This window comes from Nostoc sp. PCC 7524 (assembly GCF_000316645.1).
GTDB lineage: Bacteria > Cyanobacteriota > Cyanobacteriia > Cyanobacteriales > Nostocaceae > Trichormus.
In genome coordinates this window covers 1915969-1941016 of the sequence record NC_019684.1, presented here as the reverse complement: position 1 = coordinate 1941016, position 25048 = coordinate 1915969, and the positions used below count along the sequence as shown (strand labels likewise).

Annotated in this window: 25 protein-coding genes; 19 read left to right on the top strand and 6 right to left on the bottom strand. The window is 42.3% G+C overall.

The window, feature by feature from the left end; genetic code table 11:
* Positions 1–382 precede the first annotated feature (382 nt).
* The 10 genes from NOS7524_RS07675 (at position 383) to NOS7524_RS07635 (ending at position 7186) form a co-directional block, all read left to right on the top strand.
* Positions 383–904, top strand: coding sequence for a LabA-like NYN domain-containing protein (locus NOS7524_RS07675; protein WP_015137917.1), 522 nt, complete (start codon positions 383–385; stop codon positions 902–904).
* 84 nt (positions 905–988) lie between these two features.
* Entirely contained in the window at positions 989–2593 is a 1605-nt protein-coding gene (locus tag NOS7524_RS07670; protein ID WP_015137916.1) for a 2-isopropylmalate synthase, read from the top strand.
* Between the two features lie 214 nt (positions 2594–2807).
* The gene (locus tag NOS7524_RS31165) at positions 2808–3026 is read left to right on the top strand and encodes a DUF6888 family protein (protein WP_015137915.1); all 219 of its coding nucleotides are present in this window, start codon (positions 2808–2810) and stop codon (positions 3024–3026) included.
* Positions 3026–3235 carry a DUF6887 family protein gene (locus NOS7524_RS07665; protein ID WP_015137914.1) on the top strand — a complete coding sequence of 70 codons (210 nt, stop codon included), beginning with the start codon at positions 3026–3028 and terminating at the stop codon, positions 3233–3235. The genes NOS7524_RS31165 and NOS7524_RS07665 overlap by 1 nt, the downstream gene beginning before the upstream one ends.
* A gap of 34 nt (positions 3236–3269) precedes the next feature.
* Positions 3270–4112, top strand: a complete 843-nt coding sequence (gene dapF, locus NOS7524_RS07660) for a diaminopimelate epimerase (protein WP_041555620.1) — start codon at positions 3270–3272, stop codon at positions 4110–4112.
* 45 nt (positions 4113–4157) lie between these two features.
* Positions 4158–4349: a type II toxin-antitoxin system HicB family antitoxin gene (locus tag NOS7524_RS07655; protein ID WP_015137912.1), complete on the top strand. Its 192-nt coding sequence runs from the start codon at positions 4158–4160 to the stop codon at positions 4347–4349.
* Between the two features lie 67 nt (positions 4350–4416).
* Positions 4417–5859: a RecQ family ATP-dependent DNA helicase gene (locus NOS7524_RS07650; RefSeq protein WP_015137911.1), complete on the top strand. Its 1443-nt coding sequence runs from the start codon at positions 4417–4419 to the stop codon at positions 5857–5859.
* A gap of 184 nt (positions 5860–6043) precedes the next feature.
* Positions 6044–6415 carry an HNH endonuclease gene (locus tag NOS7524_RS07645; protein ID WP_015137910.1) on the top strand — a complete coding sequence of 124 codons (372 nt, stop codon included), beginning with the start codon at positions 6044–6046 and terminating at the stop codon, positions 6413–6415.
* A 17-nt stretch (positions 6416–6432) separates the two neighbouring features.
* Positions 6433–6801 carry a hypothetical protein gene (locus NOS7524_RS07640; RefSeq protein WP_015137909.1) on the top strand — a complete coding sequence of 123 codons (369 nt, stop codon included), beginning with the start codon at positions 6433–6435 and terminating at the stop codon, positions 6799–6801.
* Positions 6791–7186, top strand: a complete 396-nt coding sequence (locus NOS7524_RS07635) for a hypothetical protein (RefSeq protein ID WP_015137908.1) — start codon at positions 6791–6793, stop codon at positions 7184–7186. The genes NOS7524_RS07640 and NOS7524_RS07635 overlap by 11 nt, the downstream gene beginning before the upstream one ends.
* Positions 7187–7310: 124 nt before the next feature.
* Here the strand turns inward: NOS7524_RS07635 and NOS7524_RS07630 are convergent, their stop codons facing one another.
* From NOS7524_RS07630 to pheS, 3 genes are all read right to left on the bottom strand, one after another.
* Positions 7311–7889, bottom strand: coding sequence for a Uma2 family endonuclease (locus NOS7524_RS07630; protein ID WP_015137907.1), 579 nt, complete (start codon positions 7887–7889; stop codon positions 7311–7313).
* Between the two features lie 3 nt (positions 7890–7892).
* Positions 7893–8366, bottom strand: coding sequence for an adenylate kinase-like kinase (locus tag NOS7524_RS07625; protein ID WP_015137906.1), 474 nt, complete (start codon positions 8364–8366; stop codon positions 7893–7895).
* A gap of 87 nt (positions 8367–8453) precedes the next feature.
* On the bottom strand, positions 8454–9446 hold the full coding sequence (pheS, locus tag NOS7524_RS07620; protein WP_015137905.1) for a phenylalanine--tRNA ligase subunit alpha: 993 nt from the start codon (positions 9444–9446) through the stop codon (positions 8454–8456).
* A gap of 209 nt (positions 9447–9655) precedes the next feature.
* On the opposite strand from pheS, the gene surE reads away from it, so the two are divergent.
* From surE to secA, 8 genes are all read left to right on the top strand, one after another.
* The gene (surE, locus tag NOS7524_RS07615; RefSeq protein ID WP_015137904.1) at positions 9656–10453 is read left to right on the top strand and encodes a 5'/3'-nucleotidase SurE; all 798 of its coding nucleotides are present in this window, start codon (positions 9656–9658) and stop codon (positions 10451–10453) included.
* Positions 10454–10747: 294 nt separating this feature from the next.
* Positions 10748–11644: an MBL fold metallo-hydrolase gene (locus tag NOS7524_RS07610; RefSeq protein WP_015137903.1), complete on the top strand. Its 897-nt coding sequence runs from the start codon at positions 10748–10750 to the stop codon at positions 11642–11644.
* Between the two features lie 196 nt (positions 11645–11840).
* On the top strand, positions 11841–12947 hold the full coding sequence (locus NOS7524_RS07605; protein ID WP_041555226.1) for a bifunctional riboflavin kinase/FAD synthetase: 1107 nt from the start codon (positions 11841–11843) through the stop codon (positions 12945–12947).
* A 258-nt stretch (positions 12948–13205) separates the two neighbouring features.
* Positions 13206–14114 carry an AAA family ATPase gene (locus NOS7524_RS07600; RefSeq protein ID WP_041555225.1) on the top strand — a complete coding sequence of 303 codons (909 nt, stop codon included), beginning with the start codon at positions 13206–13208 and terminating at the stop codon, positions 14112–14114.
* A 69-nt stretch (positions 14115–14183) separates the two neighbouring features.
* Positions 14184–14441: a type II toxin-antitoxin system RelN family antitoxin gene (locus tag NOS7524_RS07595; protein ID WP_015137900.1), complete on the top strand. Its 258-nt coding sequence runs from the start codon at positions 14184–14186 to the stop codon at positions 14439–14441.
* Complete coding sequence (locus tag NOS7524_RS07590) at positions 14431–14790, top strand: type II toxin-antitoxin system RelE family toxin (RefSeq protein WP_015137899.1); 360 nt, start codon at positions 14431–14433, stop codon at positions 14788–14790. Before NOS7524_RS07595 ends, NOS7524_RS07590 begins: the two co-directional genes overlap by 11 nt.
* Positions 14791–14927: 137 nt before the next feature.
* On the top strand, positions 14928–15461 hold the full coding sequence (locus NOS7524_RS07585; RefSeq protein ID WP_015137898.1) for a hypothetical protein: 534 nt from the start codon (positions 14928–14930) through the stop codon (positions 15459–15461).
* Between the two features lie 336 nt (positions 15462–15797).
* On the top strand, positions 15798–18590 hold the full coding sequence (gene secA / locus NOS7524_RS07580) for a preprotein translocase subunit SecA (protein WP_015137897.1): 2793 nt from the start codon (positions 15798–15800) through the stop codon (positions 18588–18590).
* 259 nt (positions 18591–18849) lie between these two features.
* On the opposite strand, the gene NOS7524_RS07575 is transcribed toward secA, so the two are convergent.
* From NOS7524_RS07575 to NOS7524_RS07560, 3 genes are all read right to left on the bottom strand, one after another.
* Entirely contained in the window at positions 18850–19557 is a 708-nt protein-coding gene (locus NOS7524_RS07575) for a M15 family metallopeptidase (RefSeq protein ID WP_015137896.1), read from the bottom strand.
* A 123-nt stretch (positions 19558–19680) separates the two neighbouring features.
* Positions 19681–20922, bottom strand: coding sequence for a hypothetical protein (locus NOS7524_RS07570; RefSeq protein ID WP_015137895.1), 1242 nt, complete (start codon positions 20920–20922; stop codon positions 19681–19683).
* Between the two features lie 323 nt (positions 20923–21245).
* Positions 21246–22973 (bottom strand): S8 family peptidase, encoded by a 1728-nt coding sequence (locus NOS7524_RS07560; protein ID WP_015137894.1) that lies wholly within the window; start codon positions 22971–22973, stop codon positions 21246–21248.
* A gap of 582 nt (positions 22974–23555) precedes the next feature.
* Between NOS7524_RS07560 and NOS7524_RS07555 the strand changes: the two genes are divergently transcribed.
* Positions 23556–25013 (top strand): glycoside hydrolase family 13 protein, encoded by a 1458-nt coding sequence (locus NOS7524_RS07555; RefSeq protein WP_041555618.1) that lies wholly within the window; start codon positions 23556–23558, stop codon positions 25011–25013.
* Positions 25014–25048 lie beyond the last annotated feature (35 nt).

Sequence of the window (25048 nt, the reverse complement as noted above, 5' to 3'; positions counted from 1 at the left end):
GTCCTTTACAAATGGCTGACAGTGCGACACTTATGCAAATATTGTTAACTGCACAACGGCTATAGTCCAAATCCTATCCTAAGACCTATGCCTTACCTCTTTAGAAGTAAACTTGATGCCTCCATCGCCAACCATCCTGTTAAGCAGTCTATTTTATTGGTAGATTTTGATTACAGGGTGTCTTGCATAGTCTTGGGAGTGAAAATGTTCAACACCCAGCAGATAAATTCCTATGTTAGAGCTAATTTTATGCTTTGAAAGAGGTAAGATAAAAGCTATACATGACAAGCTACTCTTGAGATATTAGTCAATTTGTCAATTGATAATTGCTATAATCTATTGTTCAATCTAATTTCTTTACTATTTTTAGGTGTATTTTTCTATGGGTTCTCCAATGAATCGTCTGTCTATTTTTGTAGACGGAAACAATATGTTCTATGCCCAACAAAAAAACGGGTGGTTTTTTGATCCCAGACGAGTCTTAGAATACTTTAAAAACGAACAATCCGAGACAACATTAATCAATGCCTTCTGGTACACTGGCTTAAAAGACCCACAGGATCAACGAGGTTTTAGAGATGCTCTGATTAGCTTAGGTTATACCGTCAGAACGAAAATACTCAAAGAATATTATGATGATTCGTCCGGACGTTATTCACAAAAAGCTAATTTAGATATTGAAATTGTTGTAGATATGTTTAACACCGTAGATCAGTATGACCGAGTAGTTTTATTTAGTGGTGATGGAGATTTTGAAAGAGCAATTGAACTATTACGCTCAAAAAATACACATATTACCGTAGTCTCAACAGAGGGAATGATTGCTAGAGAATTACGCAATGCCACAGATAGATATATAGATTTAAATGATATTAGAGACCAAATAGAGAAAGCAGAAGGTTAATACTCTTAGCAATTATTTACAAAATTAAGCCTAAAACCACTAATGTAAGCGATATTAAAAGTAAAACTAAAACTACAAGTCAAAATGACCAGTCAACCAGAGAGAATCATCATTTTTGATACGACACTCCGCGATGGCGAACAGTGTCCAGGGGCAACATTAAACATAGATGAAAAGTTAGCGATCGCCAAACAGTTAGCCCGTCTCGGTGTCGATATCATTGAAGCTGGTTTTGCGTTTGCGAGTCCTGGAGACTTTGAAGCGGTAAGCAAAATTGCTCAAACTGTTGGCACAGAAAATGGCCCGGTAATTTGTAGTTTGGCACGAGCCAGACATGATGATATTAAAGCCGCAGCTGAAGCGATTAAACCGGCAGCAAAGGGCAGAATACACACCTTTATTGCTACTTCTGATATTCACCTGCAATATAAACTCAAAAAAAGCAGACCAGAAGTAATTGCGATCGCCGAGGAAATGGTAGCCTATGCCAAGAGTTTCACCGATGATGTGGAATTTTCCCCCGAAGATGCAGGACGCTCTGATCCTGAATTTTTGTACCAAGTTTTAGAGCGAGCGATCGCAGCCGGTGCAACAACAATTAACATTCCCGATACAGTTGGTTACACCACACCCAGCGAATTTGGGGCAATTATTAAGGGCATTAAAGACAACGTTCCTAACATCGACCAAGCAATTATTTCTGTTCACGGACACAATGATTTAGGCTTGGCAGTTGCTAACTTCTTAGAAGCCGTCAAAAATGGGGCTAGACAGTTAGAATGTACCATCAATGGTATAGGAGAACGCGCCGGAAATGCTGCCTTAGAAGAATTAGTCATGGCTATGCACGTCCGCAGGCAATATTTTAATCCTTTCTTGGGTAGACCGGAAAATTCTGAAGAACCCCTCACCAATATTGACACCAAACAAATTTACAAAACATCCCGTTTAGTCTCCAATTTGACGGGAATGTTAGTCCAGCCAAATAAAGCAATTGTCGGTGCAAATGCTTTCGCTCACGAGTCAGGTATTCACCAAGATGGAGTTTTGAAAAATAAACTCACCTACGAAATTATGGACGCTCAATTGATTGGCTTAACAGACAATCAAATAGTTTTGGGTAAACATTCTGGGCGTAATGCCTTCCGTACTCGCTTGAAAGAATTAGGTTTTGAACTATCAGAAACCGAACTCAATAAAGCCTTTGTTCGATTCAAAGAAGTAGCCGACAAAAAGAAAGAAATTTCTGATTGGGACTTGGAAGCCATTGTTAACGACGAAATTCAACAAGCACCCGATTTATTCCGGGTAGAATTAGTCCAGGTTTCCTGCGGTAGTAACGCTCAACCCACAGCTACAGTTACCCTCCGCACCCCCACAGGCGAAGAACTCACCGACGCAGCCATTGGCACAGGGCCAGTAGACGCGGTTTATAAAGCAATTAACCGTGTCGTAAACGTTCCTAACCAATTGATTGAGTTCTCTGTGCAGTCAGTAACAGCCGGCATTGATGCAATTGGGGAAGTGACTATCCGTTTAAGACATGAATCACGAGTATTTTCGGGTCATGCAGCCAATACCGATATCATAGTTGCATCAGCACAAGCTTACGTTAATGCCCTCAATCGTTTGTATGCAGCACTGCAAACGCAAGAGAAGCAAACAGAAGTAACTGCTAACCAAGTGTAAACGTTTTAGGGTCAAGGTTGTTGTCAGTATTTTTTTCTTCAACCTTGCCCTAAAATAATGAGAGTCCGTTTTACGCGATGAGTGTGAAAATAAATAGCAGGTGGATTGATTGACCAATTATTCCTTGATGGTACAAGCTCCTAAATTTATTTATGGATAGAAACATTTTAAACTTTGCTTGGTTCAAGCCCCCGGATTTATCCGTGGGCATTAATTGCGAATTGCGAATTGCGAATTGCGAATTGTACTGACTAGAGAGGCTACTGAGGCTCAATTAAAGAGTTTATATCGCGTTGGTTATCAACTGACTTATACTATGCTTCAGCCAATACATCTGATATGCTTAGATAACCGAACTTTGAACATTTATATTCTAGCCGGACATAACGAAGAGCTTGAGTTTCAAATACTACCCAATGGAGAGGTATTTTGATGAGCCAAGTTAATTATAGTGCAATGTCAGATGCAGAATTAAAACAATACTTTCTCAGGAATCGCCAGGATAAAGCTGCTTTTCTAGCATACCTAGATAGACTTAATCAGCAACCACACAAAATTATTGCTAGTCCCGACGATCCTGATTTTGATGAAAAAATTCAAGCCGCAATTCGCCAACAGCTAGAAGCTGCAAAAAAGCAGTAGCGATTAAAGACAGTCTCACCGCTAGTTTCAAATGTTGAAATTTTATAAATATCATGCTTTGGGTAATGATTATTTAGTTATCAATCCCCAAGATTTATCATTTGATTTAACCCCTGAAAAAATTAAAATAATTTGCAACCGTAATTTTGGTATCGGCTCTGATGGTATTTTGTTGGGGCTGCTACCATCAAACACAGCAAAATTCGCCTTACGCATCTTCAACCCCGATGGAAGTGAAGCCGAAAAAAGTGGTAATGGACTGCGGATTTTCTCCCGTTTCCTTTGGGATATGGGACTTGTTGACGAAGAGCCATTCTCAATTGAAACTGCGGGTGGAATAGTAAAATCTGTGATCAAAGATGCAGGTAAAACAGTCCAGGTTGAGATGGGGAAAGTCAGCTTTTGGAGTCAAGATATTCCCGTAGCAGGAGATAACCGAGAAGTAATTAAAGAACAAATAACTGTTGGTGATCAAACTTTTTCTTTTTGTGCAGCGACTATTGGTAATCCGCACTGCGTGGTTCTTTTAGCTGAAATCAGTCCAGATATTGCAAAAGAATATGGTTCAATTTTAGAAGTTCATCCTTTATTTCCCAATCGCACTAATGTGCAATTTATGAAAGTATTAGATAGAAATACTATTCAAATTGAAATTTGGGAAAGAGGCGCAGGTTACACTTTAGCATCAGGTAGTAGTAGCAGTGCGGCGGCGGCTACTGCACATAAACTTGGTTTATGTGATTCTGAAATTACCGTAAAAATGCCTGGGGGAGAAATTCTGATTCAGATTAAAGATGACTTTAACATCTCTATGACTGGTTCTGTTACAAAAGTTGCTCAAGGAGAATTATCAGAGGAATTATTTACCTATGCCTAACTTTGGTTAACGGTAAAATTAAAAGTGATTATATAGCTTTTCATCATGAACCAGAATATTAGGCAAGTAATCATGTATCGAGACGAGGATGGCTACTGGATTGTAGAATGTCCTAGCCTCGAAGGTTGTGTCAGCCAAGGAAAAACAAAAGAAGAAGCACTTGTAAATATTAAAGAAGCAATAACAGGTTATATTGCTACTCTCCAGGGAGATGGTTTACCTATTGTTAATATCTGAGAAGATTACTGAGCCAGAATTTAGGTAGTAGCGTGTAAATTCAAAACATGGGCATCTACTACCTTTTATGAATAATCAAAAAACAAAATCTTGGGAAGAAGTCCGCGCTACTTTTCAAAAAATTTGGGGTTATGATGATTTCCGTTCGCCACAGGGAGAAATCGTCAACAGTTTATTAAACCAAAAAGATGCACTCATAATTATGCCCACTGGAGGCGGAAAATCAATTTGTTTTCAACTACCTGCATTATTACAAACTGGCTTAACTTTGGTAGTATCCCCATTAGTGGCACTGATGGAAAATCAAGTACAGGAATTAATTGAACGTCAACAAAAAGCTGCATTATTGCATAGTGAATTACCATCATCCCAACGCCGTGCAACACTGCAAGCATTAGAAAAACAACAACTAAGATTACTGTATTTATCACCAGAAACTTTATTAAGTCCGCCAGTCTGGGAAAGATTATGTCAGCCACAAGTGCAAATTAACGGCTTAATTCTCGATGAAGCCCATTGTTTAGTACAGTGGGGTGAAACCTTTCGCCCAGCTTACCGCAGATTAGGGGCTGTCAGACCTGCATTACTCAAACATAAGCCACCAGGAACAAAAATCAGCATTGCTGCATTTACCGCCACGGCTGACCCCTTAGCGCAAAAAACTATTCAAACCGTTTTACAATTACAACAACCGGAAATATTTCGCCTCAATCCTTACCGTCCAAATTTGCATCCTACTGTTCGCATCGCTTGGACACCAAGGGGAAGAAAACAACAATTAATCAAATTTATTCAAAATCGACCAAAACAAGCCGGATTAATTTATGTTCGCACTCGGCGAGATAGTGAAAATTTAGCTGCTTGGTTAGCAGAGATGGGTTACAAAACCGCTAGTTATCACGCGGGTTTAGGTGCAACAGAACGCCGGGAAGTGGAAGCGAGTTGGTTGGGTGATAAAATTCCGTTTGTGGTGTGTACCTGCGCCTTTGGCATGGGGATAAATAAGCCTAATGTGCGCTGGGTTGTCCACTATCACGCACCGCATCTGTTATCTGAATATGTGCAGGAAATTGGGCGTGGTGGTAGAGATGGTAAACCGGCTGAGGCTTTGACATTGATAAGTGAGCCTACAGGGTGGCTAGATCCAGATGATAAACAAAGACAACAGTTTTTTCAAGAACAAATGCGATCGCAGCAGCAAAAAGCCCAGCAGTTAATCAAAAAACTCCCAGCACAAGGTGAAGTTAACGCGATAACTAAACAATTTCCCGATAGTGCGATCGCATTAGCTTTACTGCATAGTAGTGGACAATTAAACTGGCTTGACCCTTTCCATTACAAAATAGAACACAAAGCCAAAAACCAGCCACCCACACAATTACACGCTGCTCAACAAATGACTCAATATTTAAATACTAAACAATGCCGTTGGCAATTTTTATTGAATGCTTTTGGTTTTGCCAAAGAAGCCACTAACTGGCGTTGTGGACATTGCGATAATTGTCGTTAATTAACAATTTTAAGGTGAATAATAAATTATTCTGCTATACTAAATTTTAAAAAAACAAGTTAATATAAAGATTAACATAGTTTATCAAATGAATGCAAAGTAATAGTTATTTCCACTCAATTTTGGGGAAGAATGATGAATATAGAAAGTACAAATTTCCTATTCAATAACAACCTGAAGAAGTATGAGTAACGGTTCAGCAGATAACTTAGCTCGATTGTACAGTGAGTTGATAGTGCTTCTTGCACAAGAAGAAGAAATTCGTCAAATTACGGCGGAGAAATTGTCCAAAGCAAAATCAGTTATTGACCCACGTAAGGAGTTTAATAAGTGGCTTCAAAGCAATGCCGGAAAAACCTGGAAACAGAAGCAATTTCAATATCAAGAAGGTAAATGTTCTGCGTGTGGTGAATCCCTTCGTTTTGCGGATGCTGTTGTACATCATGTTCTTCCATTAAAAGACTTTGGTTCGGCTGCTAACAAACCTGAAAACTTCAGATTGTTACATCCTAGTTGTAATCTTGAAATTGGAACAAAAATAGTTGACTTTTCATAATATTGGTAAGATTCTATATGGCTAATCAACAATTAATCAAACAACTTGCAGATGAATTTGGATGGACACAAGCCGATATAAAGCGGGCTATTGAAGGCTCTCAAGATACCGTGACCACCAGAGATGAGGTGATTCTGTGTATGATTCGCTATGCTGGCTCAGACTTGAAAAAGCGTAATTACGAGCTTGCAGCACAAAAGAGAGTCAATGTTCGCCAAAAAGAGATGATTCAGGGCTTAATCGAGCAGTTAACAACTGTTCAGGAATTTTATGCTGCCAAGCTAGTTCCGACATTGAGAGCTACAATAAATGAACAGGCAGCATATATCGCTGATCTTCTTAACCAAGTTTCAGGGAAAAACCAAGGAGGTAGAAATGGGCAATGATACTAAAAAAATTACAAAGCTTCATCTACAAGCTTTTGGTCTTTCCGACTACACGATTAAAGAACTTGTCAAAAGTTTAGATGCTGTGTCAGTTCAGTGCGGATTAAATGAATATCCTACCCCTGGTTTAGTAGCGGCTATTGAAAAAAGATTAGTCAATCCTAAGATTCAAGCTGGAAATCGGATAAAACTCCAAAGATTACTGACTTGGTTGAGTGGAGAGTCTAATGTGATTCCAGTAGATTTTCTTAAAGGGTTATCTCCTGAAAGAAGAATAGAAGTTTTATATACTCGTCTCAAAGAACTAGAAACTCAAGAAAAAGCACTTACAGAAGAAACTTCGAGGCTTCTAGACCAAGCCAGAAAAATGGTCGCAAACAAATAGCAAGTGTAAAAACTGAGTCGTGAGATTTTTTAAGAGTAATTCTGGACTACTTGCGCCTAAAATCACACTTTACCACTTTTCAAAGAGCCTCTTATTTTACAAAATTACTGAGCAACTGGATTTGTTACTCCCAAATGCGTTGCAGATTGAGTACAAATCCAGGTAATACATTTTCACCAGAAAGACTTTGAGGTAATTTTAACACTTCTACTTCTTGTCCATGACGATAAATTTCTACTTCTTGCTTTTTGCGATTGATTAACCAACCCAAGCGACACCCATTTAACATATACTCATTCATTTTATCTTGAACTTTTTTCAAAGTATCAGATGGTGACATGATTTCAATCACAAAATCTGGGCATAGAGGCAGAAATTTTTCTCTTTGTTCTTTAGTCAAAGCCTCCCAGCGAGATTTTTCTACCCAAGATACATCAGGAGAACGATCAGCCCCATTTGGTAAAGTAAATCCAGTAGATGAATCAAAAACTTCACCAAGTTGATTTTGTTCATTCCATGATGCTATTTGTAGAATTAAATTCACATTACTTCTACCTGTTTCCCCTCCTGTTGGTGGCATGATAATTAATTCTCCCTGGGCATTGCGTTCTAATTTTAAATCAGGATTTTCTACACATAATTGATAGAACTGTTCTCTAGTCAGTTTAATTACAGAATTGAGATTTAATGTTAGTGATGTCATAACTTATCCCATAATTTCATGTTTTTTACCATTAAAACCTTCAAATAATGCGCGATGAGATGAATAACCAAATTCATCATCACGAGTTTCATATTGTTTTATCCAACTCTGGAGAAACTCAAAAGTTTCTGCTTGTTCTTCAGGTGATTTAAATTTATGAGCTTCCCAAGGTCGATTAATGTTATTTTCTAAACATTTCTCAATCCCTGGATTGAGAAAATAAATTTCGGTTGCAAATTCTAGACCAATTGCGATCAGGGTACTATAACAACCTTCAATTATCCAAGAATTATTGTTGTTGATAAATTCTAGTAAATCTTTGGCTGCATCTTCTTGAGAACGGCGTACAGCAATTTGATGGTGTTCCCATGCAATAGTATCGAGGTCGAGAACTGGAATATCAAGATTACGCCCCAATTTATGTGCTAAGGTGCTTTTTCCTGAACCGGAATTACCAAATACTAAAACTCGATACATTATATTTATATGATCAGATTGTCAATAAAAGTTCAGAGTTATAAGTTGAGTGTTATTTATGACTCATAACTCATAACTCTTCATGTTTTAAAATTGCCGCAAAAAGCGCAAATCACTGGCATAAAGACGGCGGATGTCATCGATTTGATGTAACACCATTGCAAAGCGTTCTACACCAAAACCAGCCGCAAATCCGGTGTAAATTTCTGGGTCATAACCTACAGATTTCATCACATTTGGATCGACCATGCCGCAGCCCATGACTTCTAACCAACGCCCATTCCACTGCAAATCTACCTCAGCCGATGGTTCAGTAAACGGGAAATAACTAGCACGGAAGCGAATAGGTAAGTCACCAAACATTGCTTGTAAAAACACTTTGATAGTGCCTTTGAGGTCTGTAAAAGTCAGTCCCTCATCAATGGCTAACAACTCAATTTGATGGAAGACGGCAGAGTGAGTAGCATCAACATTATCGCGCCGATAAACTCGCCCTGGAGCCACAATTCTAATTGGTGGTTCCTCTTTTTCCATGTACCGAATTTGTACTGATGAGGTGTGAGTCCGTAAAAGATTACCGTCGGGCAGGTAGAAAGTATCCTGCATATCACGGGCGGGGTGATCGGGTGGAGTATTCAGAGCCTCGAAATTGTAATAATCTGTTTCCATTTCCGGCCCTTGCGCCACAGTGTAGCCCATGCCGACAAAGATATCAAAAGCCCGGTCAATAATGCCATTTAAAGGATGAATGCGACCTTGGGGACGGTAGATACCCGGCATAGTTACATCTAGGGTTTCTGCCTCTAGTTGTGCCTGAATTTGGGCATTTTCTAAGGTAGCGCGTTGCTGGTCTAAACTGGCTTGTAGGGCTTCCTTAACTGTATTGGCGATCGCGCCAATTTTCGGTCTTTCCTCCGCACTCATCTGTCCCATACTTCGCAACAGCGCCCCTAGCTGCCCTTTTTTACCCAGATAGTTAACTCTGAGTTCCTCTAAGCGTTCCAGGGTATCGGCGGCGGCGATCGCTTGTTCTCCTTCCTGCCGCAGTGCTAAAAGTTGAGCTTCTAAGTTGCTAGTCATTTAGTTAATAGTCAATAGTCCATAGTCAATAGTCCATAGTTTTGGACTATTAGACAAATAACTTTAGTAGTATGCCATTTATTTATCAAACACAGGAGTTAATACAACACCTGTTTTACCAGTTTAGAGTGAAAGCAAGAGGTGATAGGTAACAGGTGACAAAATATTACCTGTAACCTGTCACCTGTCACCTCTGTTGACTATTAACTATGAAACTACTAATTAGCAACGATGACGGCATTTCGGCTTTAGGTATTCGTACCCTAGCCAACTGTTTAGCTCAAGCAGGCCATGATGTAACTGTAGTTTGTCCTGATCGAGAGCGATCGGCAACTGGCCACGGATTGACTTTACACCAACCAATTCGCGCCGAAATGGTCGAGTCGATTTTTCATCCCGCCATCAAAGCCTGGGCTTGTGATGGTACTCCCTCTGATTGTGTAAAACTGGCGCTGTGGGCGTTATTAGAGTCGCCCCCTGATTTGGTTTTGTCTGGTATTAACCAAGGTGCCAACTTAGGAACAGAAATTCTCTATTCTGGTACAGTGTCTGCGGCTATGGAAGGAATGATTGAGGGTATCCCTAGCATAGCCTTCAGCCTGACGAGCCACATGTACAAAGACTTTCAACCTGCGGCAGAGTTCGCCAAAACTCTCGTAGAACAACTAACTCTCAAACCCATCCCAGATTTAATGTTGCTGAACGTTAATATTCCTGCTGTCAAAGCCGAAGAAATTGCTGGTGTCAAACTGACTCGTCAGGGAGTGCGGCGCTACGTTGATGTGTTTGACAAACGCATCGATCCGCGTGGTAAAACCTACTATTGGTTAACTGGGGAAGTTTTAGAAGATGTAGAACCCCCAGCCGGATTAAATTTACCCCAAAATGTACCCATTGATGTCAATGTGATTCGAGATAAATACATCAGCATTACGCCATTGCAGTACAACCTGACTTATGCCAATGGACTAGATAAATTATCTAACTGGGAATTCCATTTTCCTTGAATGATTTTGTGGTAAACCGGATATCTTAGTGGATTTCTAGCAGTAAAGTGCAGCACGGCGAAATATAGGCTATAAATTTAGGAGCGTTCTTGATATTGCTTATACTTTTATTCTGGGAATAATGAGGTAAATGCCTGGAATTGACTCACCTTGCTAAAATAACCTACCTCAAACAAGGTATGCTGTTTTACCAATCACCTTGATCTCTATCACTGACGGTAAGACAGTATAGATTTCACAAAACACCTGACACTTTCGTTATTGATCGCCCACTCAGTCCAGCAAACAATACCCATGTCAAGGATAGAGAACCAATTTACCGTGCAATTTTGGGGCGTTCGCGGCAGCATCCCCTGTCCAGGGCCACACACTGTCCGTTATGGTGGTAATACCCCTTGCGTTGAGATGCAAGTGGGCGGTAAACGCTTAATTTTCGATGGCGGTACAGGGCTGCACGTTTTGGGGCAATCTTTATTGCGCCAAATGCCAATAGAAGCTTATCTGTTTTTCACTCATTCCCATTGGGATCATATGCAGGGATTTCCCTTCTTTGTCCCAGGATTTGTGAAAGGGAATAATTTTCATATTTATGGTGCGATCGCTCCTGATGGTTCTACAGTAGAACAGCGTCTTAATGATCAGATGCTGCACCCAAATTTTCCCGTACCCTTGCAGATTATGCAGGCGAACTTGCATTTCCACGATGTTCATCCAGGGCAACCGATAGATATTAATGATATTACCGTAGAAACGGCATCACTCAACCATCCCGGTGAAGCCGTAGGATATCGAGTCAACTGGTGTGGTGGGGCGGCGGTTTACATTACCGACACCGAACATTTTCCCGATAGATTAGATGAAAATGTCCTGTGGCTGGCACGGAATGCCGATATTTTAATTTACGATTCCACCTACACTAATGATGAATACTATTCCCCTACATCCCCGAAAATTGGCTGGGGACACTCTACTTGGCAAGAAGCCGTGAAAGTAGCCGAAGCTGCCAATGTGAAGACACTGGTAATTTACCATCATGATCCTGCCCATGATGACGATTTTTTAGATAGTATCGGCGCACAAGCCTTTGCCAAGTTTTCTGGAGCTATTATGGCACGGGAAGGAATGGTACTTCAGATTCCTGTTTCCGCCCCTTTATCAGAATCTTTTTCTGTTAGTAAATTTTCTGGATAAAAGTTACTGTCGGAGTGATAGTAGATTTTAGATTAGATTTGAAGAAGGCAGGAGGCAGGAGGCAGAAGATAATTGCTCAAAACATTGAAAACGCATCTGAATTTGAGTCTCTTGATGACTGGGTGACTTAAACTCTTGTCTTTCATCGGCACTGCCTCCTGCCTTTTCTCAATCAACCTCAAATTCTAGAATCTAAGTGCTAAATTTGTCTCAAAATGGGTGTTCCGTGTGGGTTGCTTCTTCAACTAAAACTGAAGGGCTGCTAACTCCAACTGCTGTTGCTCTTGGCAAATTTGATGGCGTGCATCTTGGCCATCGCAGAGTCATTCAACCGGTTTTGCAGCCATTATTAAGAGATGGTGAAAAAGGGAGACGAGGGAACGGGGAGAATTTGTCAGAAGATGCACCCCCAGAACTCACTACATCACCACGCCCACAAGAACAGATATACTCAACGGTTGTTACCTTTAATCCCCACCCCCAAGAGTTTTTTACTGGACAACCCCGGACATGGTTGACACCTTTAGATGAAAAAGTGCAACAATTGCGATCGCTTGGGGTACAACAATTAGTATTACTGCCCTTCGACAGAGAATTAGCTGCTTTGTCCCCCGAAGAATTTGTCCAGAAAATTCTGGTGCAGCAACTACGTTGTCAGCAAATTAGTGTTGGACAGGACTTTTGTTTTGGTAAAGAACGCCGTGGTAGTGCCAAAGATTTACAAGCGATCGCCGCCAAGTATCATATTCCTGTCACCATAGTTACTTTACAAACTTCCGAAGCACCTTTGTTAGATGCAAGTGCAAGTCACTGTACTGAACTTGACCAAATCCACAATGCTCCTATTAGCACTTCACTCATCCGCCAATATTTAGAGATAGGGGATCTCAAAAACGCTAACCGATGTTTGGGACGACTTTATACCCTGACTGGCACAGTTGTAGAAGGTGAACAACTAGGTAGAACTATTGGCTTTCCTACGGCTAACTTAGAACTGCCCAAAGATAAGTTTGTCCCCCGCAAAGGCGTTTATGCTGTCCGCGTCAAGATTCTCAGTCAGACATCCGCAGACACTACATCTGGTGAGCTATTGGGAGTGATGAATATTGGTAATCGCCCCACAGTTAACGGTACTTATTCCTCTGTGGAAGTACATTTGCTCAATTGGTCAGGTGATTTGTATGACCAGCAACTGGCTGTGGAGTTGGTAGAATTTCTGCGCCCAGAACAAAAGTTTCCCTCTCTAGAAGCCCTCAAAACCCAAATTCAACAAGACTGCTCCATTGCCAGAGAAGTTTTATAGCAGGGGACAGGTTACAGGTTACAGACTTGAAAGCCTTTTAGTGTAACAGTTTGATGATTGCTTGATGTCATCATCTACGTGGCAACTGCTATATTTTGAATTTTCTAGCTTGCTTCTCTGTACCCGTAGGGAAGGAGTATTTTGAATTTTGAATTTTTAATTGCTTAAGTGGGAACACTGTAAATGAAGGAGCAGGGAATAGAGCATAGGTTATTCTCTGCTCCAGTTTCTTATATCCCAATCCCTAAAGTGTGGTGCATGAGAGAAAAAATTGACGCTCTAACCCAAAATCTAAATCGTACTATCGTCGGCAAAAATGAAGCCATACGCTTAGTTTTAGTAGCGTTGTTAGGTGGTGGTCACGCTCTCCTAGAAGACGTGCCAGGAGTCGGTAAAACTCTCCTCGCTAAATCCTTGGCTCGTTCCCTAGATGGTAAATTTCAACGCCTACAATGTACACCCGATTTACTGCCTACAGATATCACAGGCACTAACATCTGGAACCCTAAAAGCGGTGAATTTAGTTTTCTCCCCGGTCCCGTCTTTGCTAACGTTTTGCTAGCCGATGAAATCAACCGCGCCACACCCCGCACACAATCGGCTTTGCTAGAAGTTATGGAAGAACATCAGGTAACAGTCGATGGAGTCTCCCGTGCTGTACCGCAACCGTTTTTTGTGATTGCTACCCAAAACCCCATCGAGTACCAAGGGACTTTCCCCCTACCAGAAGCCCAAATGGATAGATTTATGCTGTCTTTGAGTTTGGGTTATCCCTCAGCTGATGAAGAATTGCAAATGCTGCAAAATCTCCAACATGGTATCAAGGTAGATGATTTACAGCCTTGCATGACCTTGGAAGACATAACACAATTACGCCAACTCTGCTCACAAATCAAAGTCGAAACTTCCTTACAGCAATACATTTTGGAGTTAGTGCGGACAACACGCCAAGATGAAGAAATTACCCTTGGTGTCAGTCCACGGGGTACGGTAGCTTTACAAAAAGCCACCCAAGCTTTAGCTTTTCTCCTAGGGCGTGATTATGCTATTCCCGATGATGTCAAGTTTTTAGCTCCTCATGTGCTTTGCCATCGTCTAATTCCCAGAGGAGGACGTAGTTCCAGAAGTGTAGTTGAGCGATTATTGCGAGTTGTGCCGATTCCTTAAACGTCAGTTTCCTTATCCTGCTTGGATTTACGCGTGTTAGGATCACCTACAAAATAGGGTAGATCACAAATGAAAGCGATCGAAGTTACTGGCAAAATTGACGCTCAAGGCAATTTAATTTTAGATGAGCCGATTCAGGGGACAAATTACCCTCATCAGGTGCGGGTGATTGTGTTAGTTCCAGAGCCAACAGAATCAGAAGAGTTTGACCCTGATGATACACCCATTGAGGAAATTAAAGCCAGCTTAAGGAGAGCCTTACAGCAAGCAAAAATGGGTCAAACTAGACCAATTAGTGAGCTATGGAACAGGATTGATGCAGAGTAATGACGCGGTTTCAGTTCGGTTCTCAGATGAGTTTGAGGCAGAACTTTACAAACTCTCAAAGAGATTTCGCAATATTCGCTCTGACGTTCAACCAATTATCGAGCAGTTACAACAAGGAAACGTTCTCGGAGATAGAATTGGCGGTATTGGGGAGGACTATTTTGTTTATAAGCTGAGAGTTCGCAACAGCAATATCCAGAAAGGTAAAAGTGCTGGATACCGGCTTATTTATCAACTGGAGTCACCAACAAGTATTTTGCTCCTGACAATTTATTCCAAGTCTGACCGAGAAGATATTGGAGCCAATGAAATTCGAGATATTATGGCTGATTTTTATGATGATCTTTGATGTGTGAGATGCGATGTCTAACGACAAGCCGCAAGCGTTTACGCTCTTGATACTACCAGATCCGCAACATTACCAATGCTGTTTAAGTCTTATGATGAGCTACAAGGGAAAAATCTCAGTATTGGGGAATGTGAGGAATGTCAAATCTGGTTAAACGCAAATCCCGTACCCGTAAACTCAACCGCCGCCCTTTAGGGTTAATTTTCATCATTCTGGCTTGGAGTTTGGCTATGGGCTGGTTATTAGCTTTAGCAACTAGCGTCCAAAGTGCTACACCTCCAGCAGAAATTGGCACAGTTGATGTAGTACCCGCACAGCACAAACTCGGACAAGAATTATACATAGAAAATTGTTCTGGTTGTCACATTGCTCTACCACCTGCGGTATTACCCAGCCAAACCTGGAAAAATCTCATAGAAGACTCACAGCACTACGGCGCAACAATTCAGCCGTTGGTTGATCCAGCACGTATCCTTGTTTGGCGGTATCTTTCCACGTTCTCCCGTAGCAAATTACAAGACGAAGCCACACCCTATCGAGTTAATAATTCTCGTTATTTTACCGCTTTACATCCCCAAGTCGATTTACTACGCCCGGTGCAAATAAGTAGTTGTGTTAGTTGTCATCCCAGTGCTAAGGAGTACAATTTCCGGCGGCTTGTTTCAGAGTAGGGATTGGGGATTGGGGACTTGGAAGACAAAGGATATTGTTATACTTACCAATGCCCCACTCAGCACTCTCTTATCGGATATTGCTACTTGAGTATGGTCGGCGTTCTCTGCCTCATCTGGGGGTGAAATGATACTATTAAAAAAGTTTCATATTTAAACTGCGAAATCAAAGCGATCGCTTAATAAATTTAGATTGGCTCCAGTTTTTGCCGTTTTTGAGTTAATTTTCCTCTCATACCCATCTCCAACCAAGATGGCTGGGTTGGGTTAAATTCATATAATCAATAGCCAAACCCCTCTAATTCCCATCCCTTAATTTAGTTCCATAAATCTGCCATGCTAAAACTCTTGTTGGGCGACCCCAACGCTCGTAAGCTGAAAAAATACCAACCCTACATTACAGAAGTTAATCTTCTAGAGGAAGAGATTAAGGCTCTTTCTGATGATGATTTGAAAGGCAAAACAGCAGAGTTTAAACAGAGGCTGGCCAAAGGCGAAACCCTGGATGATATCCTGCCGGAAGCCTTTGCTGTGGTCAGAGAGGCAGGAAGACGAGTCTTGGGGTTGCGGCATTTTGATGTCCAGCTATTAGGCGGTGTGATTCTACATACTGGACAAATCGCCGAAATGAAAACTGGTGAAGGTAAAACCTTAGTGGCTACCTTACCGAGTTATTTAAATGCCCTCACTGGTAAAGGTGTACACGTAGTCACGGTAAACGATTACCTGGCTCGTCGGGACGCGGAATGGATGGGACAGGTGCATCGTTTCATGGGCTTGAGTGTGGGGTTAATTCAGGCGAGTATGACTCCCAGTGAACGCAAGAAAAATTATGATTGCGATATCACTTACGTTACCAACAGCGAAGTCGGCTTTGACTATCTGCGGGATAACATGGCTACATCAATGGCTGATGTAGTACAGCGTCCGTTTAACTATTGTGTAATTGACGAAGTAGACTCAATTTTAATTGACGAGGCGCGGACACCATTAATTATTTCTGGGCAGGTTGAAAGACCAACAGAAAAGTATCTCCAAGCTGCGGAAATTGCCCTGACTCTGCGACAAGATGAGCATTATGAGGTAGACGAAAAAGCTCGTAACGTGCTGTTAACCGATGAAGGGTTCGCGGAAGCAGAAGAACTTTTAGGGGTGACAGATTTATTTAACCCGGAAGATCCTTGGGCGCATTTTGTTTTTAATGCGATTAAGGCTAAAGAACTTTTCCTCAAAGATGTGAACTACATCGTTCGGAATGGGGAAGTGGTGATTGTAGATGAATTTACCGGACGGGTGTTACCCGGACGGCGTTGGAGTGATGGCTTGCACCAAGCTATTGAAGCTAAAGAACGGGTAGAAATTCAGCCAGAAACCCAAACTCTAGCCACAATTACTTATCAAAACCTGTTCTTGCTGTATCCTAAACTGGGCGGCATGACAGGAACGGCAAAGACAGAAGAAGCCGAGTTTGAAAAAATTTACAAATTAGAAGTTGCAGTCATTCCTACTAACCGCATCAGAAAACGGGAAGACTTGTCTGACTTGGTATTTAAAAAAGAGACAGGTAAATGGCAGGCGATCGCACGGGAATGTGCCGAAATGCACGAACTGGGTAGACCTGTTCTCGTGGGAACTACCAGTGTAGAAAAGTCGGAATATCTCAGTCAATTACTCAAAGCCCAAGGCATCCCCCATGAATTGCTGAACGCGCGACCAGAAAACGTGGAGCGGGAAGCGGAAATTGTCGCCCAGGCAGGGCGCAGGGGTGCTGTTACCATTGCTACTAATATGGCGGGACGTGGTACGGATATTATTCTCGGTGGTAACTCCGAGTATATGGCGCGGCTGAAATTGCGGGAATACTTTATGCCTCGCATCGTCAGACCAGATGATGAAGACGTGTTTGGCGTACAAAGGGCGGCGGGATTACCCACAGGACACGGTGGCGGTCAAGGCTTTGTTCCTGGTAAAAAAGTCAAAACTTGGAAGGCTTCCCCGGAAATTTTCCCCACCCAACTGTCTAAAGAAGCAGAACAGTTATTAAAAGAAGCTGTAGATTTTGCGGTACGGGAGTATGGTGAACGGAGTTTACCAGAATTGGAAGCAGAGGATAAGGTAGCTGTAGCCGCCGAAAAAGCTCCCACAGAAGACCCCGTAATTCAGAAATTGCGGGATGCTTACAAACGGGTGAAGCAGGAATACGAAGATTTTACGGAACGGGAGCATAATGAAGTTGTAGAACGGGGTGGTCTGCACGTCATTGGTACAGAACGCCACGAGTCACGGCGGATTGATAACCAGTTGCGGGGACGCGCCGGCAGACAAGGCGACCCTGGCTCCACAAGATTCTTCCTCAGTTTAGAGGATAACTTACTGCGGATTTTTGGAGGCGATCGCGTTGCGGGTTTAATGGAAGCCTTCAACGTGGAAGATGATATGCCCATTGAGTCGGGAATGCTGACCCGCAGTTTGGAAGGCGCACAAAAGAAAGTTGAAACCTACTACTACGACATCCGGAAACAGGTGTTTGAGTACGACGAGGTAATGAATAACCAACGTCGCGCCATCTACGCCGAACGCCGCCGGGTGTTGGAAGGCCAAGACTTGAAGGAACAGGTGATTAAGTACGCCGAAAAAACGATGGATGACATCGTTGACTACTACATCAACGCTGATTTGCCCTCAGAAGAGTGGGAATTAGAAAAGCTAGTAGAGAAAGTCAAGGAGTTTGTCTATTTGCTGTCTGATATGCAGGCGAGTCAATTAGAGGATATGGGAGTCGGCGAAATTAAAGCCTTCTTGCATGAACAGGTAAGAATTGCCTACGACCTCAAGGAAGCGCAAATTGACCAAATTCAACCCGGATTGATGCGTCAAGCTGAACGGTTCTTTATTTTGCAGCGCATTGATACTCTGTGGCGGGAACACCTGCAACAAATGGATGCTTTGCGTGAGTCGGTGGGCTTGCGTGGTTATGGACAGAAAGACCCGCTTATTGAGTATAAGAGTGAGGGTTACGAGTTGTTCTTGGATATGATGGTCAATATCCGTCGGGATGTGGTTTACTCGTTGTTCATGTTCCAGCCCCAGCCTCAGCCGACAGTGCAAACTTCTTCTGAGATGGTTTAAGAGAATAATTTCACGCAGAGGAGGACACTTGCGTGGGCGGGTCTCCCGACTTGTTCGCTGACAGCGTTCCCGCAGGGTGCAAAGTGTCCGTCACGCAGAGGCGCAGAGAGTTTTAGGAGGTTCTCGCGATAAATATATTAGCGATCAATAGCTTTGCCAAAATAAGAGCCTACAAAAATTTTGGCAAAGCTATTGATTCAGGCGATATATTTGCTCTGAAGACTGCGATCGCTGGATCATCTGCATATCACTTTTCTATCTAATAGCTCAAACGTCCGTAACAGGCTGTAGGTATCTGATTTAGCCAAGCCCACATTTGATCACCGTAACAAAAATGCCACCACTCTCTAGGGTTACGTTGGAATCCAGCTTTTAACATGACATCATACAACAACTGACGATGGGCATGATACTGCTGTGCTTCTGGGTACTCACTATTGGTATAGTAATTGGGATGCGATCGCTCTGACAAATCATCTATCGGTGAACCCATATTCACAACTTGTCCACCATCATCTACGAGTGTGATATCCACTGCTGCACCTGTACTGTGGGGAGGTGGTGTGTTTTTATCCATACTGGGTACAGCCCAAATTTCAAAAACATCTGCCCAAATCTCTTGGCTTTGCTGTGGTGTTAACTTAGCCTCACTCAGCCCCCGTTCCCTGACTGCTGTAGCAAAACTGTAATCTACCATAAACTGTTGGACAGCTACCGGACGATAAGCATCAAAAATTTGAATGCGCCAATGAGGACGCAACAATTGCAGATAATTCTGAGCTTGAATTAACTTCTCAACTACGCTCTGACGGAGATAATAAGGCGAATATTCTCCATAGGGCGCACCTAGTTTTTCATAAGGATGGGGAGATTCCACCGCAAACACGTCTAAAGGAATCGCCACTAGCAGTTCACCACACTCCAAAATTGGTATCTGATGATACGGTCTTGTCTGATAAGTAGTCATTAGTTAATAGGCAATAGGCACTCTTGCAATAGGCAATAGTTATTCTCCCTCATCCTCCCCATCTTCCCCATCCTCCCCTGCTCCCCTGCTCCTCTGCTCCTCTGCTTCCCCTGCTCCCCCTCATTACTGTCCTTGGGGTTGACGAGTGGGGAAGTTAGATTGGGGAAATTGATTAGGTTGCTGCCAGATGGAATTACCATAGTTATTAGGAACTACTGGGGTTGTTGTCACAACGCCTGCACGGGGATTACGGATAGTATAGGGGCCAATAATCGGCGATGTTCGTGTAATCACTGGTGATGTCACTTGCACTTGATTAGGCAAGTTTTGACCATTATTAAAGTTAGGATAAAAAGTTGGCGGTAGATTAGGTGTATTTTGTGGAATGTAACCTGTTCTGGAATTTATTCCCGTACTAGGTGCAAAAGTCTGGCTATTATTCAAGCTATTGTAAAAAGTTGGGGGTAAATTCGGTGTGTTTTGTGGAATGTAACCTGTTCTGGTATTTATCCCCACGCTAGGTGCAGAAGTCTGACCATTATTCAGGCTATTGTAAGAACTTGATGGTAGATTGGGCGTGTTTTGTGGTGTATAGATTGTTGGGGAATTTATCCCTGTGCTGGGTGAAAAAGTTTGGTTGGGTGCAACATTGACTGGTGCAGACTGTATTACTCCTACTTCAGTAGAATTTCTGAGAGAGTTAGTTGCATTTGAAGTGGCATTATTCAGGCTGGCGTTTGGTTGATTAAAGCCTGTAGCTAAGGGTTTAATTGAGTTACTATTTTGATTGCTGTTACTCAGATTAACTAATTCTGTACCCTGTCCAGAGGAAGTAGCTGTAATATTTGTTGGTTCAGACAAAGGATTCAATGACTTTATCCCCAATAACTGATTGTTATCAGTCGCGCCAAACCGCAATAAATTCTCTGCTTGTGATACAAAGATGTTTCTGTTTTGAGGTGTAGTTACAGGATTAATGTTATCGGAGACAGAGTTTGATTTCTTACTACCAGATTGTTGTTTGCTAGCGACATTTGCTAAGGGGTTTGTGCGGTTATTGTCTTGAGAGTTACTTGTGGTTACTGGCAAGTTGATTAACTCAGAATTAGCAAACAACAGAGGTAAATTATCAATATCGGCGGCGATCGCTCGATCTTCTACCGACAACGAAGAGTCAAGAGAATCTGAGGAAGTTGCTATGTTGGGCTGTTGATTGAATATATCTGGATTTGACCAATATTCTTGTATAACTAGACCCAATACGGATAAAAAAATTGCTGTTCCCCAAAAGCTAGGTCTTCCTAAATTCAATAATCTGGCTTTGAGATAACGTAAGTAGGCGGGGGGATAACGACGATTTGACATGACTAATTTTAATTTATAGATAATTTACTCAATACAGAAAGTTACGTAAGTTTACGGAAAATTCTCGGAGATATTTATCAAAGAAAGGCAGAGGGCAGAGGGCAGAAGGCAGAAGGGATTTATCCCTTCCCTGATTGCCCGAACCATCTGCGCGACGGTCGGGAGCAAGGGTTTAAGACCCCCACCAAATTGAAAATTTGGTGGCTTATTTTCAGGAGGGGTTTGAATCCCCTTTTGAAAATAACCTTCTGCCCTCTGCCTCCTGCCTTCTGCCTTCTTCAATCTATTCTGCAAGCGCCAATGATGATCTCATCGTAGCTTTTTTAGAGTCTGTCTGTATTAATTAATCCAAATCCCCATTTAGGGTCAAACGTTCCTGGGAGTTTGCCGGGGATGGAACTATTTTCGCGAAGCAGTGCTTTGACTGTAGTTGGGTCTAAGTTGGGGTCACGTTGTAATAACAATGCGATTAAACCAGTAACAAATGGTGCTGCCATACTTGTACCAGACATTACCACAAATTGAGAATTAATCATCATGGAGCGATCGCAATTGTAATTACTAGACAGAGTAGAAACAATCATCGCGCCGGGTGCGGCGATATCTGGCTTTTGAGCATGATTTCTCAGAGGACCTTCACTACTAAAATCAGAAATAGTGTTTAATTCTAAACCCATTTCGCGGATGTGGCGATCGATATCTTCGTACTTGACTTTAGTAGTGTAAGCTGCCACTGTCACCGCACTGCTAGCACAACCAGGAGAGCCAATTTTCACGGCATCCTTGACGCTTTTACCTGTGAAAAACACAGATGATGTATCGTCTAGCGTCCAGACATCTAGTATTGTGTCAGATGCGGCAGTGTTGCGGACTCGTAATTGCCAGACCCCACCTTGTACTAAGGATCTACCTCTGCCACGAATCTGCACGAAAAAATTATAGTCACCATTGGCTAGGTCAGGTCCTGGTGTGACAATTTCCACTTGAGAGTCTGGCAAATCATAACTTTGGGCAGGATTACCCTGAGTCATGATTTTTTGGTAAGGAGTAACGAACCCGTTGGGACTGCGTACAGAGACTTCTAATTGACCGCTATTGGCATACCAAGCATTTAACCAGACCATGCCAATTTGATTGAGAGGCACATGAAAGCGCATACCCCGACTGCGTCCACCGGGGATATTAGCTTGACCATGAATATTATCGTTCCCTTCATTACCTGCCGCACAGCAAACAATTCGTCCTGCGCCAGATTCCGCATCGATAATTTGGGATAGGGAATCACTCCCATCATGAGCATCGGCGTGTCCACCCACGCTGAGATTAACTACGGCTGGTCGTCCCAACTCACCAGCTACCCGGAAAATGTAGCGGATAGCATCAGCAATGTGAGTATCCTGCAAATCAGACTTAATAATTACTAATTTTGCTTCTGGTGCCACACCACCATAGACAGCATCAGCACCCGCAGCAATTCCGGCGACATGAGTACCATGACCTTCTGTATCTTGAGAAATACAAAGCTGTTCTCCTGCAAATTCTGCCCCATAGCGCCCCTCATGCACACCTGGCCCTGGTATTGTTTGATCCCAAACCCGTAAAATCCGCCCAGTGAAGGCAGGATGTTTAACATCAATCCCTGTATCAATAATGCCGATGATTACACCTTTACCAGTCAGTCCAGTTTTCTCTTGAAAATTTGATAGTTGTACTGCTTGGGGTGCAGAATTCATTCGCAGTTTGAGTTTGCGTGATGGCTTAATGCGTTGAATAGCTGCTTCTTCAGATAAAACTTCCAAATTTTCTATAGGTAAAAAAGCCGTCCGTATATTACCAAAATTCTGATTTATTTCAATACCATATTGTGAAAGATGGCTGAAATCCGCATCATGCTCACAATAAATAAAAACCATACTTTTAGTAGGTTTAATCACACTTTTAGGAGCAATTATCCCCAGCGATCGCCTATGTGTAATTAACGCTGCCTCTCCCTCACTGACAAAATCCTGAAACGCCAACAACAGCCCAGGAGAAAGTTTATCGTATCTCATATTAACCTCAATTCCAATTCACTTTACCCAGCAAACCTGCTTGATTTCCTACTCAGCTTAGGTAATTATTTTGGTTTGATTTCGAGGTGAAATTATATTTAATCACAGCTTTTACAATCAACATTAAAGTGAATAAAAGACTGGAAAATAATCATAATTATTTACATATAGTAATTCGCTTTTATTTCTGAATCACTCGTAGAGATAGGTGATAGGGAACAGGTGACAGGTAACAGGGAAGAAAGAATAAATGTGTACTGAGATTTGTATGCGCCAGCGCAGGCTACGCCAACAAAAATCAAATAGGAATCCTATATTAAATACTTAAATATTCTTTAAAACTCTCTTAACTCTCTTCTCTGCACGCCAGTTGCTACAAGTCGGCGGAGCCGCCCACCGCACTGGTTTGCCTCTGCGTGAAAATTTCTTACAATATGTGCCTTCAAAACGTCAATCCCAACAAAAACCTCTAAACTAACAACTTAAGACTGATAACCAAATGCCAACTCTCTATCACCAGTGAGAATCGCAAATAGGCAAGTATTTGCAAAAATCACTCCTGAAGAAACACAAGGGGAATTCATGCAAATTCAAACACCAGACTGGGTTAAGCACGCTGTTTTCTACCAGATTTTTCCAGACCGTTTCGCCAGAAGTAAACAGCCCCGCAAACGCCTACTGCGTGAAGCCCGTTGGGAAGATTGGGAAGCAATGCCCACACTCCAAGGTTACAAAGGCGGTGATTTATGGGGCATTATGGAGCAATTAGACTACATCAAAGACTTAGGCATTAATGCTATTTATTTCACACCCATATTTCAATCTGCTAGTAATCACCGCTATCACACCCATGATTATTATCAAGTAGACCCCATGTTAGGGGGTAATCCAGCTTTTAAAGAATTACTAGACGCAGCCCACGAAAGAAATATTAAAGTTGTTCTCGATGGAGTATTTAATCATGCCAGTCGGGGATTTTTCTTTTTTCACGACATTTTAGAAAATGGCCCCCATTCCCCTTGGGTGAATTGGTTCAAAATTGAAGGCTGGCCCCTTGCACCCTACACTGGTGAATTACCCGCTAACTATGTAGGTTGGGCTGGTAATCGTGCTTTACCCGTATTTAATCATGACAATCCAGAAGTACGGGAATACATCATGGAAATTGCCGAGTATTGGATGAAATTCGGTATTGACGGCTGGCGCTTAGATGTACCCTTTGAAATTAAGACACCTGGTTTTTGGCAAGAGTTTCGAGAACGAGTCAAAGCCATCAATCCTGATGCTTACATTGTGGGGGAAGTCTGGGGAGATTCCCGTGAGTGGCTAGATGGTACACAATTTGATGGCGTGATGAATTATTTATTTGCGGGGCCGACAATTGCCTTTACAGCAGGCGATCGCGTAGTCTTAGAACAAGTCCAAAGTCGTGATTATCAACCATACCCGCCCCTATTCGCAGCTGAGTACGGCCAGAAAATTGAGGAATTATTGCAACTATACCCTTGGGAAATTCAACTTACCCAGCTTAACTTACTGGCAAGTCATGATACAGCGCGGTTAATTACCATTGCTGGGGGTGATCAAGCCAGTGTAGAATTAGCAACTCTATTAATGCTAACCTTTCCTGGTGCGCCTAGTATTTACTATGGAGATGAAGTTGGTTTACCCGGTGCAATAGATCCCGATTCTCGGCGTGGTTTTCCTTTAGAAGCTAACTGGAATAGAGAAATTTACCAGACTCATCGCCAGTTAATTGCTTTGCGCCATACTTACCCAGCATTACGGATAGGCGACTACAAAATTCTTTGGGCGCGGGGAGAATTGTACATTTTTGCCCGCACTTTCGGAAATGAGGAATTAATTATTGCCGTTAATGCGGGTACAGCATCAGCGCAGGTTAACTTAGATGTCGCTAGTTTAAAGACTCAACCCAACCAGATGTTATACGGCAATGCAGAATTTAAATGGCAAGGTGAAGGAGAAACACAGCAGCTGGCGTTAACACTTCCCCCACGTAGCGGTTGTATTTTTGGTTAATGCGGCGATCGCTGTTAACGTTCGCGCTCACCGGA

Bases quoted from the DNA above. Each gene is read 5' to 3' on its own strand.
- NOS7524_RS07675 (WP_015137917.1), top strand. From the start codon at position 383: ATGGGTTCTCCAATGAATCGTCTGTCTATTTTTGTAGACGGAAACAAT.
- NOS7524_RS07670 (WP_015137916.1), top strand. From the start codon at position 989: ATGACCAGTCAACCAGAGAGAATCATCATTTTTGATACGACACTCCGC.
- NOS7524_RS07665 (WP_015137914.1), top strand. From the start codon at position 3,026: ATGAGCCAAGTTAATTATAGTGCAATGTCAGATGCAGAATTAAAACAA.
- NOS7524_RS07655 (WP_015137912.1), top strand. From the start codon at position 4,158: ATGAACCAGAATATTAGGCAAGTAATCATGTATCGAGACGAGGATGGC.
- NOS7524_RS07650 (WP_015137911.1), top strand. From the start codon at position 4,417: ATGAATAATCAAAAAACAAAATCTTGGGAAGAAGTCCGCGCTACTTTT.
- NOS7524_RS07645 (WP_015137910.1), top strand. From the start codon at position 6,044: ATGAGTAACGGTTCAGCAGATAACTTAGCTCGATTGTACAGTGAGTTG.
- NOS7524_RS07640 (WP_015137909.1), top strand. From the start codon at position 6,433: ATGGCTAATCAACAATTAATCAAACAACTTGCAGATGAATTTGGATGG.
- NOS7524_RS07635 (WP_015137908.1), top strand. From the start codon at position 6,791: ATGGGCAATGATACTAAAAAAATTACAAAGCTTCATCTACAAGCTTTT.
- NOS7524_RS07630 (WP_015137907.1), bottom strand. From the start codon at position 7,889: ATGACATCACTAACATTAAATCTCAATTCTGTAATTAAACTGACTAGA.
- NOS7524_RS07625 (WP_015137906.1), bottom strand. From the start codon at position 8,366: ATGTATCGAGTTTTAGTATTTGGTAATTCCGGTTCAGGAAAAAGCACC.
- pheS (WP_015137905.1), bottom strand. From the start codon at position 9,446: ATGACTAGCAACTTAGAAGCTCAACTTTTAGCACTGCGGCAGGAAGGA.
- surE (WP_015137904.1), top strand. From the start codon at position 9,656: ATGAAACTACTAATTAGCAACGATGACGGCATTTCGGCTTTAGGTATT.
- NOS7524_RS07610 (WP_015137903.1), top strand. From the start codon at position 10,748: ATGTCAAGGATAGAGAACCAATTTACCGTGCAATTTTGGGGCGTTCGC.
- NOS7524_RS07600 (WP_041555225.1), top strand. From the start codon at position 13,206: ATGAGAGAAAAAATTGACGCTCTAACCCAAAATCTAAATCGTACTATC.
- NOS7524_RS07595 (WP_015137900.1), top strand. From the start codon at position 14,184: ATGAAAGCGATCGAAGTTACTGGCAAAATTGACGCTCAAGGCAATTTA.
- NOS7524_RS07590 (WP_015137899.1), top strand. From the start codon at position 14,431: ATGCAGAGTAATGACGCGGTTTCAGTTCGGTTCTCAGATGAGTTTGAG.
- NOS7524_RS07585 (WP_015137898.1), top strand. From the start codon at position 14,928: ATGTCAAATCTGGTTAAACGCAAATCCCGTACCCGTAAACTCAACCGC.
- secA (WP_015137897.1), top strand. From the start codon at position 15,798: ATGCTAAAACTCTTGTTGGGCGACCCCAACGCTCGTAAGCTGAAAAAA.
- NOS7524_RS07575 (WP_015137896.1), bottom strand. From the start codon at position 19,557: ATGACTACTTATCAGACAAGACCGTATCATCAGATACCAATTTTGGAG.
- NOS7524_RS07570 (WP_015137895.1), bottom strand. From the start codon at position 20,922: ATGTCAAATCGTCGTTATCCCCCCGCCTACTTACGTTATCTCAAAGCC.
- NOS7524_RS07560 (WP_015137894.1), bottom strand. From the start codon at position 22,973: ATGAGATACGATAAACTTTCTCCTGGGCTGTTGTTGGCGTTTCAGGAT.
- NOS7524_RS07555 (WP_041555618.1), top strand. From the start codon at position 23,556: ATGCAAATTCAAACACCAGACTGGGTTAAGCACGCTGTTTTCTACCAG.